Here is an 18195-nt window from a genome sequence, read left to right on the forward strand (position 1 = left end):
TGTAAAAAATGTTTGGCTATTCTAGCGGGATCCACCTCGGGAGTGCCGGTTTACATGCCCTGCCCCACAGGTAGAATGGCGCCCTTCACTACTTCAGCCCGAGCGGACTTCATGGCGTTGCCGACCTTACGGATCATTGGTTTCATCATCGGCATCTTCCTGATCACCCTGGCCATCGCCATGGTCGTGCCTATGGCCACGCTGGTGATTTTCGACCGCACCAGCGACCTGCCATCGTTCCTTTGGGCCAGCATGATCACCTTCGTCGCCGGCCTGGCGCTGGTCATCCCCGGCCGCCCCGAGCACATACACCTGCGCCCCCGGGACATGTACCTGCTGACCGTCAGCAGCTGGCTGGTGGTGTGCATCTTCGCTGCGCTGCCGTTCCTGCTGACCCAGCACATCAGCTACACCGACTCGTTCTTCGAAAGCATGTCCGGCATCACCGCCACCGGTTCCACGGTGCTCACCGGTCTCGACGCCATGTCCCCCGGCATCCTGATGTGGCGTTCGTTGCTGCACTGGATCGGCGGCATCGGCTTTATCGGCATGGCGGTGGCGATTCTGCCGCTGTTGCGCATCGGTGGCATGCGCCTGTTCCAGACCGAATCGTCGGACCGTTCCGAAAAGGTCATGCCCCGTTCGCACATGGTGGCGCGCCTGATCGTCGCCGCCTACGTCGGCATCACCATCGTCGGCAGCCTGGCGTTCTGGTGGGCGGGGATGAGTCTGTTCGATGCGATCAACCACGCGATGTCGGCGATTTCCACCGGCGGGTTCTCCACCTCCGACCAGTCCCTGGCCAAATGGACACAACCGGCGGTGCACTGGGTCGCGGTGGTGATCATGATTCTCGGCAGCCTGCCTTTCACCTTGTACGTGGCAACCTTGCGCGGCAACCGCAGGGCCCTGATCAAGGATCAGCAGGTCCAGGGTTTGCTCGGCATGTTGCTGGTGACCTGGCTGGTGCTGGGCACCTGGTACTGGTGGACTACCGATCTGCATTGGCTGGATGCCCTGCGGCACGTGGCGCTGAACGTGACCTCGGTGGTCACGACCACCGGCTTTGCGCTGGGGGACTACAGCCTGTGGGGCAATTTCTCGCTGATGCTGTTCTTTTATCTGGGCTTTGTCGGCGGCTGTTCGGGCTCGACGGCGGGCGGGATCAAGATTTTCCGCTTCCAGGTCGCCTACATCCTGCTCAAGGCCAACCTTAACCAGCTGATTCACCCGCGCGCGGTGATCAAGCAGAAGTACAACGGCCATCGCCTCGACGAAGAGATCGTGCGCTCGATCCTGACCTTTTCCTTCTTCTTCGCCATCACCATTTGCGTGATCGCGCTGCTGCTGTCGCTGCTGGGTGTGGACTGGATGACCGCGCTGACCGGCGCCGCCAGTACCGTGTCTGGCGTGGGCCCGGGGCTGGGCGAGACCATCGGCCCGGCGGGCAATTTCGCCACCCTGCCGGACGCCGCCAAATGGATTCTTTCGTTCGGCATGCTGCTCGGCCGATTGGAGATCATTACGGTGTTCGTTCTGTGTATTCCGGCGTTCTGGCGTCACTGATCAGTTTCGGCGCGTCGAGCAACCGCGCCCGGTACTCGCCGGGCGTGGCGTCAAACCAGCGGCGGAAGGCGCGAAAGAAGTTGCTCGGGTCGGCGAACCCCAACAGGTAGGCAATTTCCAGCAGAGTCATCGTTGGCTGCGCCAGGTACTGCTCGGCCAGTTCGCGGCGGGTGTCGTCGAGCAAGGTCTGGAAACTCGTGCCTTCTTCCTGCAGGCGGCGCTGCAAGGTGCGTTGCGACAGGTGCAACGTCTGCGCCACGGTTTCGCGCTTCGGTTCGCCCTGGGGCAGCAACCGGCACAGCACTTGCCGGGCCTTGTGGGTCACGCGGCTTTCAGAAAACCGCGCCAGGTACTCACCGGCAAACCGGTCATGCAGCAGCGCCATCGCCTCGTTGGCGGTGGGCAGCGGTGCTTCCATGTCGGCGCGCTCGAAGATCAACGCGTCATACGGCGCGTTGAACACCAAAGGCGCGTGGAAGGCTTGTTTATAGGGTTCCAGATCGGTGGGTTCATCCCCTTGCACCAGCACCTTGCGCGGTTGCAGGGTGCGCCCGGTCAGCCAGCCGCACAGCGCCAGTGCGCAGGCCAGTGACGCTTCGGCACTTTGCCGGGTCGGTGGCAGGTGGTCGCCATGCACCGTCAGGATCAGCGCGTAGCCCTCGTCCAGCAAGCGGAAACTCAGGTCGGCACTTTCGGCAATGATCCGCTGGTAACGCACCAGCCGCTGAAAGCCTTCGGCCAATGTCTGGCTCGACATCAAGGCGTAACCGGCAACATGGAAGGATGCCGGTCGAACCACCTTGCCCATGTTCAGGCCGATCGCCGGGTTACCGGACAGCTCGACCGCACGCTGCCACAGCCGCGTCATGGAATCCTGCGGGAAGCGCGCATCCGGATCATCCAGCGACGCGTAGTCGAGCCCCAGTTGCTTGAACAGAACCCGGCAATCCAGGCCGTCCATCTCCAGTGCTTTGACAATCCCCATCGCCCAGCTTGCAGAAGTCGTTCGTTCGCTCATGGCGTTTACTTAAATGATGAGCCGCATGCTACGGCCAATTACCGAAGGATACTAAAGTGGCGCCTATTGTCACTGGCTGATGCCAATGATCACTCTAGACTCAAATAAGCTACCCGCAGAACAACTTGCCATCAGAACAATAACCACAGAGATCGCAGTCGTGGAAAACACCAAACGTTTCAATAGCTTCGCTGAGTTTTACCCGTATTACCTCAGCGAACACAGCAACAGTACTTGCCGACGATTGCACTTTATCGGCACCACCCTGGTCATTTTCATCCTGGCGCTGACCATCGGCAAAGGCGCGTGGCTGCTGCTGATCGCCCTGCCGCTGGCCGGTTACAGCTTCGCCTGGGTCGGGCATTTCTTCTTCGAGAAGAATCGTCCCGCCACCTTCCAGCATCCGCTCTACAGCCTGCTCGGCGATTTCGTCATGTACCGCGACATGATTCTGGGCCGCGTGCCGTTCTAGGCTCCGCAGGCCAGTAATGCGTCCCGTGCAGACAGTGCAGCAGTGGATCCAAGTTCTACACTCAAGCCATCACTTCGCCAAAAACAAGAAGATCGCCGATGAACGCCAATGCCCGCTTCACCCACATGCAGGACGGCACGCAAGAAGACTGGGCGATCATCGCCGCCGACTTCAGTGCCTACGCGAAGCAATTGCCGACACGGATTGTGGCGCACCTGAAATTACTGGAGGGTGACTTTGGTGGCTTCCCGGTGGATCGCCTGACCCATTCCCTGCAAACCGCCACCCGCGCCTTTCGCGATGGCCGCGACGAGGAATACGTGGTCTGCGCCCTGCTCCACGACATCGGCGACACCCTCGGCTCCTACAATCACCCGGACATCGCCGCCGCGATCCTCAAGCCCTTCGTCAGCGCCGAGAATTTGTGGATGGTGGAGCAACACGGGATCTTCCAGGGCTATTACTTCTTCCATCACCTGGGGATGGACCGGCACCTGCGCGAGCAATTCAGCGGGCACCCGCAGTACCAGGCGACCATTGAATTCTGTGCCAAATACGATGCGGCGGCGTTTGATCCGGCGTATGAGCATTTGCCGTTGAGTTTCTTCGAACCGATGATGGAGCGGTTGTTTGCGCAGCCGAAGCATTCGATTTACAAGGCGGCGATGGAAGAGCACGCGCCAGCCTGAGATCAGGGTGATTGTGATGGCCTCTTCGCGGGCAAGCCTCGCTCCTTCAGGGAAATGCATTCCAACCGTAGCAGCGAGGCTTGCCCGCGAAGGCGTCTGACTTTCCTACGCCGGCTCCGCGATTTTCACCGCTTTCAACTCCGCCTCCCGCGCCTGGGCATCCGCCAGGCGATACAGCTCGATCGACCCGTCCCAATGCTCGATCAGCGCCGTGCACGACTCCACCCAATCTCCGCAATTGAGGTAATCCACCCCGCCGACCTTGCGAATCTCGGCATGGTGAATGTGCCCGCACACCACGCCATGCAACTCGCGTTTGACGCATTCGTGGGCGATGGCTTCTTCGAAGTCGCTGATGAAGCTGACTGCGGTTTTCACCTTGTGCTTGAGGTATGCCGACAACGACCAATAGCCGTAGCCATAGCGGGCGCGCCAATGGTTGAGCCAGCGGTTGAGGGTCAGGGTGAATTCGTAGGCCGAGTCGCCGAGAAAGGCCAGCCAGCGGTGATAACGAGTGATCACGTCGAACTGGTCGCCGTGGATTACCAGCAGATGCCGGCCATCGGCGGTCACGTGCACCGCCTCGTCCACCAACTGGATGTTGCCCAGGATCAGCTTCGAATATCGACGCAGGAATTCGTCGTGGTTGCCGGTGACGTAGATCACCTCGGTGCCGCGCTTGCTCATGGTCAGCAAACGGCGGATCACGTTGGTGTGGGCCTGGGGCCAATACATGCCGCTGCGCAGTTTCCAGCCATCGATGATGTCGCCCACCAGATAGACCTTGTCCGCATGGTAGCCCTTGAGAAACTGCGACAGGTGCTCAGCCTGGCAATCCCTCGTGCCCAAATGCACATCGGAAATCCATAGGGTGCGCACACGTTGTTTACGGCTGGGTTTGGCGAGCTCGGCGCTGGTCATGGGCAACCCTCTGCGATGTTTTTACAAGCTTGCGCCGGTCGGATTAATTGCCCATGACAGCGGCGAGTCAATCCTGTGACAGCGCCCGGCCGGTGTAGACTGGCCGCACCTTGCCCGGAGACCTGCGATGAGACCGCTCCTCACGCTGCGCCAGTACACCGAAGACCTGATCATCCACAGCCACGACCACGCGCAACTGGTGTTCGGGCTCTCGGGTGCGCTGGATTTCGAGGTCGGCGGCCATGGCAGCCAGGTGATCCAGCAGAGTTTCGTGGTGGTCCCGTCCGGCATGCACCACGCCTGCGGCAGCGCCAACGGCAGTCGTTGCCTGGTGCTGGATGTGCCGAGCGATCAGTGGGTTTCGCAATCGTTGGGCGAACACGCCGACGCCAGCCGCCGCTTGCTCGACAACGCCGGACGGCTGCCACTGGATGCCGGGCAAAGCCAATTGGTCAGTTGGCTGGCGGGCAGCCCGGTGAGCGATCCGCTGATAGCCCAGCAAGGCGCGGTGCTGTTGCTGGCCAGTCTCAATAACGTCAAACCGGACGCCATCGGTGGGCGGCGCCTGCCGTATGCGGCGATGAATGCGCACATCGATCAACACGCGGCCTATCCGCTGCAAGTGGCCGACCTGGCGCGCATTGCCGACCTCTCCAGCGCTCGGCTGCACGCGCGATTCGTGGCGGAATGCGGGCAGACGCCGATGGACTACATTCGCAGTCGGCGCTTGCACATCGCGGTGGGGTTGTTGCGGGATACGCCATTGCCGATTGGCGAGATTGCCAGCCGCGTCGGCTACAGCTCACAAAGTGCGTTTGCGGCAGCGGTGTTGCGCGAGTTTGGCGCATCGCCCGGGACATTGCGGCGCGAGGCTGGCGACAAAAGACGATAGTCTGCCGACAGACAGGCCGGGGCATTACGCGGTTCAATGGCCCGACTCAACACGTTTATCAAGGACTGCAATGACTCCCCGTACCGCCCTCGGCGCCCTGCATATCGGCGCATTGATGTTTGGCCTGACCGGCGTGTTCGGCAAACTCGCGGCCGCCTCCCCCGCCGTCATCGTTTTCGGCCGTGCGGCGTTCGCGGTGCTGGCCCTGGCATTTTTTGCGCGGTTCGCCAGCAACACCCGTTGGCAGAAACTTGAAGCCGTGGACTGGCGCCGCCTGCTGCTCAGCGGCTTGTTGTTGGCCGGGCATTGGGTCAGTTTTTTTATCGCGGTGAAAGTCGCGGGGGTGGCGATTGCGACCCTGGGCTTTGCCAGTTTCCCCGCGTTTACCGTGATCCTCGAAGGGCTGATTTTCCGCGAGCGCATCCGCGCCAATGAAATCCTGTTGGTGGTACTGGTCAGCGTAGGCCTGGTGCTCGTTACCCCCGCCTTCGACCTGGGCACCGGCGCGACCGTCGGCCTGCTCTGGGCCGTGGGTTCCGGTTTGCTGTTCGCCCTGCTGTCCCTGACCAACCGCGCCAGTTCCGGGCGCATCCCCGCGGTGCAGGCCGCGCTGTGCCAGAACGTGGTGGTCGCACTGTGCCTGCTGCCGGTGGCGGCGCCGCAGTTGAGCGAAGTGCACGCCCTCGACTGGTTGTGGATCGGCCTGCTCGGGGTGTTCTGCACCGGCGTTGCCCATAGCCTGTTCGTTGCCAGCCTGGCGGTGATCAAGGCGCGGACCGCCGCGGTGGTGTTTGCCATGGAGCCGATCTACGGCATCACCGTGGCCTGGCTGCTGTTCGATGAAAACCCGACCCCGCGCATGTTGCTCGGCGGTGCATTGATCATCGTCGCCATCGTGGTCAGCAGTCGGTTATCCGGCAGCAGCAAGAAAACCGTGGCCGCCGAAGCCGCCTCTCACTGAGTGCGGTCGTTGTGCCCGAGGTCGCGGTCCGGGTCGATCTGATCCCGGACCCGTTGCTTGAGCACCTTGGCCTCGGGGAAACCGCCGTCGGCCTTGCGCTCCCAGATTTGCACCTCGTTACAAAAGATATGAAAGACCCCGCCCGTGCCCGGCACCAGGGACACCTTGCCCAAATCATCGCCAAAGGTGCTGAGCAGTTCCTGGGCCAGCCAGGCGGCGCGCAACAGCCACTGGCATTGCGTGCAATACGTGATGACGATTTCCGGTTTTTGCATGGTCATGATCGCTGAAACTCCTGAGCCAGAGGGGCGCCGCTATAATAGCCGCCTTTGTCGCTTGCCCCGAGATTCACGATGCGCCGTTTATTCTGTTGCCTGTTGCTTTGCCTCCTCCCCCTGATCGCCCAAGCCGTCGATGCGCCCCGACCGAAAATCGGCCTGGTGCTGTCCGGCGGCGCCGCCCGTGGCCTTGCCCACATTGGGGTGCTCAAGGCGTTGGAAGAACAAGGCATCAAGATCGATGCGATTGCCGGCACCAGCATGGGCGCGGTAATCGGCGGGCTCTACGCCTCGGGCTACAAGATCGATGAGCTGGAAAAACTGGCGCTGAACATCGACTGGCAACAGGCCCTGTCAGACGCACCGCCGCGCGAAGACGTGCCGTTCCGGCGCAAGCAGGATGACCGGGACTTCCTGGTGAAACAGAAGCTGAGTTTTCGCGATGACGGCAGCCTCGGCCTGCCGCTCGGGGTGATTCAAGGCCAGAACCTGGCCTTGTTGCTGGAAAGCCTGCTGGCCCACGCCAGCGACACCCGCGACTTCGACAAACTGCCGATCCCGTTCCGCGCGGTCGCCACCGACATTTCCACCGGCGAAAAAGTCGTGTTCCGCAAAGGCCATTTGCCCCAGGTGATCCGCGCCAGCATGTCGATCCCGGCGGTGTTTGCCCCGGTCGAGCTGGGCGGTCGGCTGCTGGTGGACGGCGGCATGACCGACAACATCCCGCTGGATGTGGCGCGGGAGATGGGCGTCGATATCGCCATCGTGGTCGACATCGGCACCCCGCTGCGCAACCGCAAACAATTGACCACCGTGGTCGATGTGCTGAACCAGTCGATTACCCTGATGACCCGGCGCAACTCCGAAGAACAACTCGCCGCCCTGCACAAGGACGACGTGCTGATTCAGCCGTCACTCGCCAGTTTCGGCGTGACTGATTTCGGCCGCGCCCAGGACATGATCGACGCCGGTTACCGCGCCACCAAAATCCTCGAACCGCGCCTGACCCAACTCAAACCGGCGCAAGCGCTGGATGCCGAACTGACCGCCGCCCGGGCACCGAGCCAGCGCACGCCGATCATCACCGCGATCAAGGTGGAAAACGACTCGAAAGTCGGCGACGACGTGATTCGCTACTACATTCGCCAACACGTCGGCGAACCGCTGGACATGGGCCGCCTGCAAACCGACATGGGCACCCTGTACGGCCTCGATTACTTCGAACAGGTGCAATACCGCGTGGTGCACAAGGGCGAGGATCACACCCTGGTGATCAGCGCCCGGGGCAAGCGCAGCGGCACCGATTACCTGCGGGTCGGCTTGAACCTGTCGGACGACATGCGTGGCGACAGCGCCTTCAACCTCGGCGCCAGTTACCGGGTCAACGGCATCAATCGCCTCGGCGCCGAATGGCTGACCCGGGCGCAGCTCGGCGACAAACAGGAACTCTACAGCGAGTTCTATCAACCGCTGGACGTCGGTTCACGCTATTTCATCGCGCCCTACGCGGCGTTTGAAGCGCAGAACGTCGAGTCGATCCTGGATAACGACCCGATCGCCCAGTACCGCGTCGAACGTTATGGCTTCGGCCTGAATGTCGGCCGACAGATCGGCAATAGCGGCGAAATCCGCTTCGGCGTCGGCGAGGCCTGGGGCAAGGCGGACGTGCGCATCGGTGATCAGGACTTGCCGAGTGAAAGCTTCAACGAGGGTTTCTATCAGCTCAAGTATTCGTTCGACTCGTTCGACAACGTCTACTTCCCTCACGAAGGCAAGGACATCAGCCTCGCGTTCCGGCAATTCGAACCGGGGCTGGGCTCGGACCAACGTTACCGCCAGTGGGAGTTCAAACTGGACAAGGCCATGAGCAGCGGGCCCGACACCCTCATTCTCGGTGGGCGCTATGGCCGCACTTTGGACGATGCCAACGTGGTGACTTCAAGCTTCCTGCTCGGCGGCGCGCGGCAGTTGTCGGGGTTTCGCGAGGATGCGATTTCCGGGCAGAACATCAGCCTGATGCGCAGCGTTTATTACCGACGCCTGACACCGCGCTCCTACCTGCCGCTGGACTTCCCGCTGTACATCGGCGGCTCGCTGGAACGCGGCCGGGCGTGGAACAACGACAATGCGTTCGACAGCGGCTACATCAACGCCGCCAGCGTGTTCATCGGTTTCGACACACCGCTGGGGCCGCTGAACTTCAGCTATGGCCTCAATGATGCGGATGAGCAGGCGGTTTATCTGAATTTGGGGCAGACGTTCTGAGCGCCGACCCGATGGCAAAACACTGAACCCTGTGGCGAGGTAGCTTACTCCCGCTGGGCTGCAGAGCAGCCCCAAAACCTGCACAGCCAGTGTGTCAGGTACACCGTGAGCGTTGAAATAACCTCTGCTGCGCAGCCGAGCGGGAGCAAGCTCCTTCGCCACAATGGATCACATGCCAAGGATCAGCGGATGCCGGCCAATAAGTTGCGCGCAGTCTGCTTCAGCGGTTCGTCGCCTTCCTTGAGCAATTCGTTGAGCAGCTCGATGGCGCTGTCCAGATCACCGTCATCGATGCAGGTCTGGGCTTGTTCCAGTTTCCCGGCGCTGCTCGGCAATGGCTCAAGCTCCAGCGCCGGACCCGGCTCGCTGAAGGCGTCGAGGAAGCTGTCGTCCAGGGATTCCGCCTCGGGTACGGCATCCCACTCCAGCTCCGGTTCGCCCAACGCCGGCTCATCCGGCATTTCGAAAACGTCGGGCATTACGTGCAGATTGGACGTGAACGCGGGTTCGTCCGGCGGCGTCGATGGTTTGGCCGCCGGTGCGTCGTCGAACGGGCTGACCAGATCCCAATTGGAATCCATCGACAGGTCGTCCAGATTCAGCTGGAACTCATCACGAGGTGCGGCTTCGGCCACCGCCGCCGCAACGGGTGGAATGACCGCCGTCGGCGCAATGGCCGCGATCGGGGTGGCATTCGCCAGTTTCGGGAAGCGGGCGCGAATGTCCGTCAGTTGCTGCGGGTCAAACCCGGCGTCACGCAGGCTGCTTTCCTGCGCGTCATAGGCCGCCACGTCCCCCTGCTTACCCAGCACCTCCAACAGTTGCACGGCCAGGTCGGTACGTTGCGGTTCCTTGACCAACGCCTCACGCAACAGGCCGGCCGCTTCGGAAAACCGACCATAAGCCAGGTAGATGCCCACGCCTTCCAGCACATCGCCGACGGGGGTTTCTTCGTGGTGATCGGGGACTTTCGCGAGACTGAGCGACGATGGCTGCACCTCTTGCGCGGGCTCATCGGGGGTCATCGATAACGGCTCGGTCAGCGCTTGCTGCCGCTGGCGGCGAATAAACAATCCCAGCAGCACCAGCAGCACCAGCCCCAGCAATCCGGCCATCAACAGCCAGTTGCCGGTCTCGGGCTGTTCAACCACGACAGGTGCAGGTGCCACGGCGACTGGCGCGGCGGCTGGCGTCTGCGCGACTTCGGACAATCGGGTCTGCAAGTCGCTGACCTGCTTTCTCTCGTCGGCGATTTGCCCATCCTGGGTCTTGAGCCTGGCGTTCAACTCATCGATGGTTTTTTGCAGTTGCTGGTTTTGCAAGATGCTGGCGGCCAGTTGCTCGGCCACTGCATCGTTTGCTGGCGCTGCCACCGGTGGAGCTACGACTGCGGCGAGCGCAGCTGCTTTCGCCGAAGGTTTGGCCTTGGGGGCAACCGAAGGTTCGACGCTTGGGAACCCGGAAGTCGGCGCGCTGGCCGTCGGTTCGTCAGTCGCCGGAACAATCCCCGGCGAACCCGGTGGATCGATCAGCACGGTGAACTCACGCAGCAAGCGCCCGTTGGGCTGATTGAGTTGCACCAGGAAATTCAGGAAGGGTTCATTGACCGGTTTGCTGGAGGTCACCCGGATCAGCGCGCGATTACCCCGCAGGATCGGGGTGAATTTCAGGTTATTGAGGAAAAACACACGTTCGACGCCCGCACGGCTGAACTCGTCGGCCGTGGCCAGGCTGACCGACAGGTCGCCCTCCGCCAGACCGGAGGCATCCACCAGTGCGATGTCGGCGCTGAGCGGCTGGTTCAGCGCCGAATGCAGCGTGATGTCACCCAACCCAAGGGCAGGTGCCAATGCCGAGTAAGTGACCGCACCACCCACCACAAGCAGCTGGGTGCAATACCGCAATACCACGTGCCAACTCTCGAGCATGAGCATCCCTTAGATTAAGCAGAACCAACCTGTACGCGTTCGCACATCCGGTACGAACACGATATTGCCGAGTAGTTCTTTATAGTCTGCCCAACGGGGTATCTCAAAAACTCGGCGTCTGGATTTACCTCAAGATTTTTCGAGGTTGCCCAGGATGTGACCGTGCACCCGCATGCAGACCTTCAAATCCGCCTCATCGACGCCTTCAAACAGTTCGTGGCGCAGTTGGGTGGCAATGGTTTCGATTTGTTCGATCAACGGTCGAGCCGGAGCACAAAGGACGATTTTTTTCGCCCGGCGGTCTTCAACCACCGATTGACGCTGAACCAGGCCTTGGCTTTCCAGGCTGTCGAGCAAGCGGGCCAGGGTCGGCCCTTCGACGCCGACGCTTTGCGCCAGTTCGCGCTGGGTCGGGGCTTCATCGAAGCGCGCCAGGTGCAGCAGCACCAGCCATCGCGCCTGGGACAAACCCAGGCCGGCGAGACGGCGGTCCAGTTCGGCACGCCAGCCACGAGACATCTGGGCCAATTGCATGCCAAAGCGGTGTTGATCGGTTAACGGCATAAAAAACTCATGGTTAGGCTTAAATAGAGAAAATCTAATTATTAGTCAGCTAAGCATGACCTTTCGCTATAGGCAAGGTTTGCTCCGTACTGAATCGTTACATCTATGCGGTGGGTCACCTAAATCTCGAATTCGGATTGCAGCGCCGCTCGCACGCAGTACAAAACCCCTTCCGGCACACGACCGGCGAACAATGCAGCAATCTCCGCCACCGGTGGCAACTCGCCCTCGCCGTCGAGGAACGCGTCCTGGATTTCGCCCATCAACTCTTCCGGCAGGTCCAACGCCTGTTCCAGGGACAATTGCTGCTTGCCAATCGCTTCGGCAAGCAGGGTGTAGACGTTCTTTTCCGAGCATTGCAGCTGACCGGCAATCTGCAGCGGCGTCATGCCGGCCCGGGCCAGGGTGATCAGCTCGTGGCGCACGTCGGCCACCACTTTCGGCGCCTCGACCTGACCGCCGAGCACCTCGAGGAAGGCCTCGCCATAACGCTCGAGCTTGCGGGCGCCGACGCCGCTGACCGTGGCCATTTCCGCCAACGAAGTCGGCTGGCTGCGCAGCATTTCCAGCAAGGTCGAATCGGGAAAGATGACGTAAGGCGGCACGCCGTGTTCTTCGGCAAGCTTGCGTCGCAGGGCGCGCAAGGCTTCCCACTGTTCGCGCTCTTCGCCACGCACCAGTTGGCTCGCCTGGCTCTTGCTGCTTTTGGCGGTGGTTTGCGGCTTGAGGTCGCGGCGCAGCTCCAGGGTCACTTCGCCCTTGAGCAGCGGCCGGCAGGTGTCGCTCAGACGCAGGCCGCCGTAGCCTTCCAGATCGATGTCCGCCAGGCCACGGGCAACAAGCTGGCGGAACAGCGAGCGCCATTCGCTCTCGCCCATCGCCTTGCCGACGCCGTAGACCGACAGGTGCTGATGGCCGAAGCTGCGCACCTTTTCGTTGTCCTTGCCCAGCAAAACGTCCACCAAATGGCCGACGCCGTAGCGCTGGCCGGTGCGGTAGATCGCCGAAAGTGCCTGACGGGCCGGCTCGGTGGCGTCCCAGGTCTGCACGCCGTCGACGCAGTTGTCGCAGTGGCCACAGGGCTCGGGCATGTCTTCATCGAAGTAGGCCAACAGGGTCTGGCGACGGCAGCGGGTTTCTTCGCAGAGCGAGAGCATGGCGTCGAGCTTGTGCTGCTCCAGGCGCTTGTGGCGCTCGTCGCCTTCGGAGTTTTGCAGCATCTGCTTGAGCATCACCACGTCTTGCAGGCCGTAGGCCATCCAGGCATCCGCTGGCAGACCATCACGGCCGCCACGACCGGTTTCCTGGTAATACGCCTCAAGGGATTTCGGCAAATCCAGATGCGCGACAAAGCGCACGTTGGGTTTGTCGATGCCCATGCCGAACGCCACGGTGGCGACCATGATCAGGCCTTCCTCGTTGAGGAAGCGCTTCTGGTGATGGGATCGCGTCTCGTTGGGCAGACCGGCGTGGTACGGCAGCGCCGGGAAGCCTTGTTCACTGAGGAACACCGCTACTTCGTCGACTTTCTTGCGCGACAGGCAATAGACGATGCCTGCGTCACTGCGCCGTTCGGCGAGGAACGCCAGCAATTGCTTGCGCGGCTGCTCCTTGGGGACGATGCGATAGAAAATGTTCGGCCGGTCGAAACTCGACAGGAAGCGCTCGGCATCCTGCAAATGCAGGCGATCGACGATTTCTTCCCGGGTGCGCTTGTCGGCGGTGGCGGTCAGGGCGATGCGCGGGACGTTGGGGAACAGCTCGGCCAACTGGCCCAGTTGCAGGTATTCGCGGCGGAAGTCGTGACCCCATTGGGATACGCAATGCGCCTCATCGATGGCGAACAGGGCGATTTCCAGGCTTTGCAGGAAGGCCAGCATCCGTGGCTGCACCAGACGTTCGGGCGCCAGGTAGAGCATTTTCACTTCGCCGCGCTTGATCCGGGCGGCCAGGTCGCGCTGTTGCTCGGCGCTCAGGGTCGAGTTCAATGCCGCGGCAGCAACGCCGAGCTCTTCAAGGGTCGCGACCTGGTCGTCCATTAACGCGATCAGCGGCGACACCACCACCGCCAGGCCTTCGCGCAGCAGCGCCGGAACCTGGAAGCACAAGGACTTGCCGCCACCGGTGGGCATCAGCACCAGGGCGTCGCCGCCATTGGCCACGCGCTCAATGATTGCACCCTGGCGGCCACGGAAACTGTCGTAGCCGAAGATGTCCTTGAGGACGCGTTGAGCCTGTTCGAGCATAAAAACTCCAAAAATCACCGAAACATCCCTGCAAGGCTGGTTCAGAACCACGCAGGCTGCACTGACAAATCGTAAGTGCGCATTGCATGACGCTTCACATCTCAGCCGCGACGCCAGCAGGGCATCACAAAACGCGCGAGTATACCCGACCCCTTCCCGGCAAAGGGTGCCGCTGATAAGACACATCAGGACAAACACTGATCCCCCCAAGGAGCTGCCGAAGGCTGCGATCTTTTGATCTTGTCTTTAAAAAGCAAAATCAAAAGATCGCAGCCTTCGGCAGCGCCTACAGGGAAACGTGGTGTGTATGAGGGGCAAATATCCCGCGCGGCTGGCCTGAGGGCTCAAGAAGGCCTAGAATTCCCGCATCTGTTTAATTCCCCAAGGTAGCTTTTAATGTCCTTCGCTGAGCAACTAACCCGCCTGCAAGTCTTCCTCGACGCCGACGAGCTGCATGACGAGGCGCTGGACTACGTGGCCGCCCACGGCTACCTCACGGCGCTGTCGATCTGTTCCGAAAACGTTCCAGACCGTGAATGGATCGACGCCCTCTTCGCCGAAGAGCCGCATTACGCCGACGACACCGAGCGTGAAGCGATCGAATCCACCCTGCTGGCCCTCAAGGCTCACATCGCGCGCCAACTGGCGTCCGACGAAGAATTCGAGCTGCCATGCGACCTGGACCTGGGCGAAGAGCCGGATGATTCCGACCTGCGCGGCTGGTGCATCGGTTTCATGGAAGGCGTGTTCCTGCGCGAAGCGGCCTGGTTCGAAACCGCCGAAGACGAAGTCAGCGAAATGCTCCTGCCGATCATGGTCGGTTCCGGTCTGTTCGACGAACAGCCTGAGTTCGAAGACATCGCCAAGGACGCCAACCTGATGGACGACATGATCGTGCAGATCCCGGAAGCCCTGACCGCGCTGTACCTGCTGTGCCAGGCACCCGACGAAAAACCGGCGATCCTCAAGCCACGTCACCACTAAGGTCTTGCCTATGGACAACCCCATAGGCCACCGCTCCCTGATGTTGCGCTACGTGCTGCTGGCCATCGGCTGGCTGAGCGTGGCGTTGGGGGTGATCGGGATTTTCCTGCCGGTATTGCCCACCACGCCGTTCCTGCTGCTGGCCGCCGCGTGCTTCGCTCGCAGTTCGCCGCGTTTTTACCAATGGCTGGTCGAGCATCCGCGGCTTGGGCCGTGGATTCGCGACTACCTGGACGGCAACGGTATCCCGCTCAAGGGCAAGGTCTACGCCATCGGCCTGATGTGGGTGAGCATTCTGTTCTCCTGCTACTTGGTGCCATTGCCGTGGGCGCGGGGGTTTATGTTGACCAGTGCGGTGTTGGTCACGGTTTACATCCTCAAGCAGAAAACCCTGCAAAAACCCTGATCCTGTCTCCGTGGTAAAGGGCTTTTGTGGCGAGGGGGCTTGCCCCCGTTGGGTTGCGAAGCGACCCCAAACCCTGCAACCCGGTTTCTTCTGACACACCATGCCGGCTGGTTTTACGACTGCTGCGCAGCCGAACGGGGGCAAGCCCCCTCGCCACAGGGTTCACTGCAAGCCGACGATCAACCCTCCCCCAGCTAAAACACCACCTAAACTCCAGTCATCTGCACCCGAGCAGCCAGACATGTCTTGCAGTCGGCGTAGTCCAGGATGGCCAGCGCTCCGACTTCGGTTCGGCGGCGGGCTGCTGGCGTTTTTTTTGCTGGCCGGGCTGGGCCGAGTCTGCGCCGACTGGGATTTCGGACTGATCCTGCAAACCGCCGAAAAACGCTACGGCTCCCTCGGCCCGGCTCAAGGGCGGATCAAGGCCTGGAACCAGATGCTGCAAGGTGAACGCAACCAGCCAGAGCGCGAACAACTGAACGCGGTCAATCGCTTCTTCAATCAGCAACTGAGTTTTCAAGACGACAGTCGCATCTGGCAGCAGATTGATTACTGGGCCACGCCAGAAGAATCCCTGATCAAGGGCGCCGGCGACTGCGAGGACTACGCCCTGGCGAAATATTTCAGCCTGCGTCAGCTCGGGGTTCCCGGCGAAAAACTGCGCATCACCTACGTCAAGGCCCTGACCCAGAACCAGGCGCACATGGTGTTGACCTTCTACAGCAGCCCCACGGCGGATCCTTTGGTGCTGGACAACCTGATCGGCGAGATCCGCCCTGCCTCGCAGCGCAAAGACCTGCTGCCGGTGTATGCCTTCAACGCCGAAGGCCTGTACCTGCCGGGCGCCAATGGCGGCAAGCGCAGCAGCGACTCGAAGAAGCTATCGCGCTGGCAAGACGTGTTGAAAAAAATGCAGGCCGAAGGGTTCGCCGTGGGCGACGGCTAGCCGCCAGAGCAAGGAGCGTTTTATGTCACTGCGCAAACAATTGTTTCTCGCCATTTGCCTGTTTCTGCTGGTGGCGTTCAGCGGCAGTTTTTTTGTCGGCCTGGAAAGCTCGCGCGAGCAAATGCTCGGACAATTGCGCTCCCACGCCCAGGACGCCGCCACCGCGCTGGGGCTGTCGCTGACCACGCAGATCGACGACCCGGCGATGATCGAGTTGATGGTCAGCTCGATTTTCGACAGCGGCTATTTCAGCAGCATCCGCGTGGTCAACATCGCCGATGAACAGGTGCTGGTGGAACGTGACGCTCCGGCGCGGATCGAGGGTGTACCCGACTGGTTCGTGCGCCTGGTGAACCTGCACGCGCAAGGGGGCGATGCGCTGATCATGCGCGGCTGGGAGCAAGTGGCGCGGGTCGAAGTGTTGAGCAATCCGCAGTTCGCACTGGCCAAGCTCTGGGACAGCACCCTCGGCAGTTTGGCCTGGCTGCTGCTGTGCGGCGTGGTCAGTGCGATGTTCGGCGGCTGGTTGCTGCGCCGGCAATTGCGCCCGCTGGACACGATGGTCAAACAGGCCGAAGCCATCAGCAAACGGGAATTTCTCAGCCTACCCAAACTGCCACGCACGCCGGAACTGAAACGGGTGGTGCTGGCGATGAATCAGATGGTCGAGAAGCTCAAGGCGCTGTTCGCCGAAGAGGCGGCGCGCAGTGAAAAGCTGCGGGCTGATTCCTATCAGGACAACCTCACGGGACTGGCCAACCGACGCTTGCTGGACGAGCAACTGGCCGATCACTTGCTGGTCAGCGAACAGAGCAGTGACGGCCACTTGCTGATGCTGCGGATCAACGACTTGGCGGGCCTCAACCAACGCCTGGGCGGCCAGCGCACTGATGCCTTGATCGGTGCCGTCGCCGAGTTGCTCAAACGCCTGACGCAAATCCCGGAGCGCCGGACCTGGCTGGCAGCGCGCAATCGCGGCGGCGAGTTCAGCCTGCTGACCCCGGGCCTGGACGACAAGGACGCCGCGCGCCTGTGCGCCGAAATCAGCGCCACCCTGGAAAACCTGCGCCTGACCGGTGCCAGCGACAGCATGCCGGTGGCGCACCTGGGCATCGTCGCCTACCAACCGGGCGAGCCGGCCGGCGAGGTGCTGCTGCGCCTCGATCAGGCCTTGACCCAGGCCCAGCAACATCCCGAACGGCCGTGGGCGCATCTGGATCATTCCAGCACCGCGCCGAACCAGTCCCAACACGACTGGCGCAACTGGATCGACGACGCCCTGACCCACGGCAAGCTGCAACTGTATTTCCAACCGGTGGTGCAATGCGCCGACACCAGCCAGGTGCTGCACCACAAAGTCCTCGCGCGCCTGCTCGACCCACAGGGCGAAGCGATTGCCGCCGGCCACTTCCTGCCATGGATCGAACGCCTCGGCTGGTCGGCCCGCTTCGACCTCGCCATGCTCGACGCCACCCTCGACTATCTCGCCGTCAATCGCTGGCCCCTGGCACTGAGCCTGTCCGGCACCACCCTGCGCGATCCGGCCTCGTTGCAACAGATCGTGCAGTCTCTCGACTCCCTGCCGGAACTCGCGCCGCTGCTGATCCTGGAAATCGACGAACGCCAACTCCCGCCCCCGGACGAATTGCAGCGCCTGAGCCACAGCTTGCTCAACACGGGGTATCGCATCGGGTTACAGCATTTTGGCGGGAGTTTTAGCCAGATCGGCAACCTCACTCAGCTGGGATTGGCGTACCTGAAGATTGACGGGAGCTACATTCGGGGGATTGATGAGCACAGTGATAAGCGGCTGTTCATTGAAGCGATATACAGGGCAACCAACAGCATTGATCTGCCGTTGATTGCGGAGAGGGTTGAAACGCAGGGAGAGTTGGCGGCGATCAAGTCGCTGGGGCTGTTTGGTGTCATGGGGCGGCTGATCGGGCCGCCGGAGCCGATGTGATGTCGTTAGCCTTTCTGATCGTTCCCACGCTCTGCGTGGGAATGCAGCCCGGGACGCTCCGCGTCCCATCAACAGCCGAACGCGGAGCGTCCGTTG

The 18195-nt window shown here is 61.7% G+C and carries 16 protein-coding genes; 10 read left to right on the top strand and 6 right to left on the bottom strand.

Annotated features, from left to right (window positions below; all coding sequences use genetic code 11):
* The first annotated feature begins 111 nt into the window (after positions 1 to 111).
* On the top strand, positions 112 to 1566 hold the full coding sequence (locus FQ192_RS01530) for a TrkH family potassium uptake protein (protein WP_149657070.1): 1455 nt from the start codon (positions 112 to 114) through the stop codon (positions 1564 to 1566).
* On the opposite strand, the gene FQ192_RS01535 is transcribed toward FQ192_RS01530, so the two are convergent.
* The gene (locus FQ192_RS01535; RefSeq protein ID WP_149657071.1) at positions 1523 to 2584 is read right to left on the bottom strand and encodes an AraC family transcriptional regulator; all 1062 of its coding nucleotides are present in this window, start codon (positions 2582 to 2584) and stop codon (positions 1523 to 1525) included. The two genes, FQ192_RS01530 and FQ192_RS01535, sit on opposite strands and share 44 nt — an antisense overlap.
* Positions 2585 to 2744: 160 nt before the next feature.
* Between FQ192_RS01535 and FQ192_RS01540 the strand changes: the two genes are divergently transcribed.
* Positions 2745 to 3056, top strand: a complete 312-nt coding sequence (locus FQ192_RS01540; RefSeq protein WP_149657072.1) for a DUF962 domain-containing protein — start codon at positions 2745 to 2747, stop codon at positions 3054 to 3056.
* Between the two features lie 98 nt (positions 3057 to 3154).
* Positions 3155 to 3745 carry an HD domain-containing protein gene (locus FQ192_RS01545; RefSeq protein ID WP_149657073.1) on the top strand — a complete coding sequence of 197 codons (591 nt, stop codon included), beginning with the start codon at positions 3155 to 3157 and terminating at the stop codon, positions 3743 to 3745.
* A 105-nt stretch (positions 3746 to 3850) separates the two neighbouring features.
* Here the strand turns inward: FQ192_RS01545 and FQ192_RS01550 are convergent, their stop codons facing one another.
* Entirely contained in the window at positions 3851 to 4666 is an 816-nt protein-coding gene (locus tag FQ192_RS01550) for a UDP-2,3-diacylglucosamine diphosphatase (protein WP_033055919.1), read from the bottom strand.
* A gap of 127 nt (positions 4667 to 4793) precedes the next feature.
* Between FQ192_RS01550 and FQ192_RS01555 the strand changes: the two genes are divergently transcribed.
* Positions 4794 to 5558 (top strand): AraC family transcriptional regulator, encoded by a 765-nt coding sequence (locus tag FQ192_RS01555; RefSeq protein WP_149657074.1) that lies wholly within the window; start codon positions 4794 to 4796, stop codon positions 5556 to 5558.
* A gap of 70 nt (positions 5559 to 5628) precedes the next feature.
* A complete protein-coding gene (locus FQ192_RS01560) occupies positions 5629 to 6519 on the top strand; it encodes a DMT family transporter (protein ID WP_149657075.1) in 891 nt (296 codons plus the stop codon).
* Here the strand turns inward: FQ192_RS01560 and FQ192_RS01565 are convergent.
* On the bottom strand, positions 6513 to 6800 hold the full coding sequence (locus tag FQ192_RS01565; protein WP_054049193.1) for a SelT/SelW/SelH family protein: 288 nt from the start codon (positions 6798 to 6800) through the stop codon (positions 6513 to 6515). The two genes, FQ192_RS01560 and FQ192_RS01565, sit on opposite strands and share 7 nt — an antisense overlap.
* Before the next feature lie 72 nt (positions 6801 to 6872).
* Between FQ192_RS01565 and FQ192_RS01570 the strand changes: the two genes are divergently transcribed.
* Positions 6873 to 9062, top strand: a complete 2190-nt coding sequence (locus FQ192_RS01570) for a patatin-like phospholipase family protein (protein WP_149657076.1) — start codon at positions 6873 to 6875, stop codon at positions 9060 to 9062.
* Positions 9063 to 9244: 182 nt separating this feature from the next.
* Here the strand turns inward: FQ192_RS01570 and FQ192_RS01575 are convergent, their stop codons facing one another.
* From FQ192_RS01575 to recQ, 3 genes are all read right to left on the bottom strand, one after another.
* Positions 9245 to 10990, bottom strand: a complete 1746-nt coding sequence (locus FQ192_RS01575; RefSeq protein ID WP_149657077.1) for a FimV/HubP family polar landmark protein — start codon at positions 10988 to 10990, stop codon at positions 9245 to 9247.
* Between the two features lie 129 nt (positions 10991 to 11119).
* Positions 11120 to 11554, bottom strand: coding sequence for a MarR family transcriptional regulator (locus tag FQ192_RS01580; RefSeq protein WP_133839199.1), 435 nt, complete (start codon positions 11552 to 11554; stop codon positions 11120 to 11122).
* 119 nt (positions 11555 to 11673) lie between these two features.
* On the bottom strand, positions 11674 to 13800 hold the full coding sequence (gene recQ, locus FQ192_RS01585; protein ID WP_149657078.1) for a DNA helicase RecQ: 2127 nt from the start codon (positions 13798 to 13800) through the stop codon (positions 11674 to 11676).
* 396 nt (positions 13801 to 14196) lie between these two features.
* Here recQ and FQ192_RS01595 point away from each other — a divergent pair, with 396 nt between their 5' ends.
* The 4 genes from FQ192_RS01595 to lapD all read left to right on the top strand — a co-directional run bounded on the left by FQ192_RS01595 (position 14197) and on the right by lapD (position 18099).
* Complete coding sequence (locus FQ192_RS01595) at positions 14197 to 14784, top strand: YecA family protein (RefSeq protein ID WP_133839201.1); 588 nt, start codon at positions 14197 to 14199, stop codon at positions 14782 to 14784.
* Positions 14785 to 14794: 10 nt separating this feature from the next.
* Complete coding sequence (locus tag FQ192_RS01600) at positions 14795 to 15190, top strand: YbaN family protein (protein WP_149657079.1); 396 nt, start codon at positions 14795 to 14797, stop codon at positions 15188 to 15190.
* A 241-nt stretch (positions 15191 to 15431) separates the two neighbouring features.
* The gene (gene lapG, locus FQ192_RS01605; RefSeq protein ID WP_149657080.1) at positions 15432 to 16136 is read left to right on the top strand and encodes a cysteine protease LapG; all 705 of its coding nucleotides are present in this window, start codon (positions 15432 to 15434) and stop codon (positions 16134 to 16136) included.
* A gap of 22 nt (positions 16137 to 16158) precedes the next feature.
* Positions 16159 to 18099: a cyclic di-GMP receptor LapD gene (lapD, locus tag FQ192_RS01610; protein ID WP_149657081.1), complete on the top strand. Its 1941-nt coding sequence runs from the start codon at positions 16159 to 16161 to the stop codon at positions 18097 to 18099.
* Positions 18100 to 18195: the final 96 nt, after the last annotated feature.

The organism is Pseudomonas sp. ANT_J12 (genome assembly GCF_008370045.1).
GTDB lineage: Bacteria > Pseudomonadota > Gammaproteobacteria > Pseudomonadales > Pseudomonadaceae > Aquipseudomonas.

Coding starts and splice junctions, on each gene's coding strand:
- FQ192_RS01530 (WP_149657070.1), top strand. CDS start 112: ATGGCGTTGCCGACCTTACGGATCATTGGTTTCATCATCGGCATCTTC.
- FQ192_RS01535 (WP_149657071.1), bottom strand. CDS start 2,584: ATGAGCGAACGAACGACTTCTGCAAGCTGGGCGATGGGGATTGTCAAA.
- FQ192_RS01545 (WP_149657073.1), top strand. CDS start 3,155: ATGAACGCCAATGCCCGCTTCACCCACATGCAGGACGGCACGCAAGAA.
- FQ192_RS01550 (WP_033055919.1), bottom strand. CDS start 4,666: ATGACCAGCGCCGAGCTCGCCAAACCCAGCCGTAAACAACGTGTGCGC.
- FQ192_RS01555 (WP_149657074.1), top strand. CDS start 4,794: ATGAGACCGCTCCTCACGCTGCGCCAGTACACCGAAGACCTGATCATC.
- FQ192_RS01560 (WP_149657075.1), top strand. CDS start 5,629: ATGACTCCCCGTACCGCCCTCGGCGCCCTGCATATCGGCGCATTGATG.
- FQ192_RS01565 (WP_054049193.1), bottom strand. CDS start 6,800: ATGACCATGCAAAAACCGGAAATCGTCATCACGTATTGCACGCAATGC.
- FQ192_RS01570 (WP_149657076.1), top strand. CDS start 6,873: ATGCGCCGTTTATTCTGTTGCCTGTTGCTTTGCCTCCTCCCCCTGATC.
- FQ192_RS01575 (WP_149657077.1), bottom strand. CDS start 10,990: ATGCTCGAGAGTTGGCACGTGGTATTGCGGTATTGCACCCAGCTGCTT.
- FQ192_RS01580 (WP_133839199.1), bottom strand. CDS start 11,554: ATGCCGTTAACCGATCAACACCGCTTTGGCATGCAATTGGCCCAGATG.
- recQ (WP_149657078.1), bottom strand. CDS start 13,800: ATGCTCGAACAGGCTCAACGCGTCCTCAAGGACATCTTCGGCTACGAC.
- FQ192_RS01595 (WP_133839201.1), top strand. CDS start 14,197: ATGTCCTTCGCTGAGCAACTAACCCGCCTGCAAGTCTTCCTCGACGCC.
- FQ192_RS01600 (WP_149657079.1), top strand. CDS start 14,795: ATGGACAACCCCATAGGCCACCGCTCCCTGATGTTGCGCTACGTGCTG.
- lapG (WP_149657080.1), top strand. CDS start 15,432: ATGTCTTGCAGTCGGCGTAGTCCAGGATGGCCAGCGCTCCGACTTCGG.
- lapD (WP_149657081.1), top strand. CDS start 16,159: ATGTCACTGCGCAAACAATTGTTTCTCGCCATTTGCCTGTTTCTGCTG.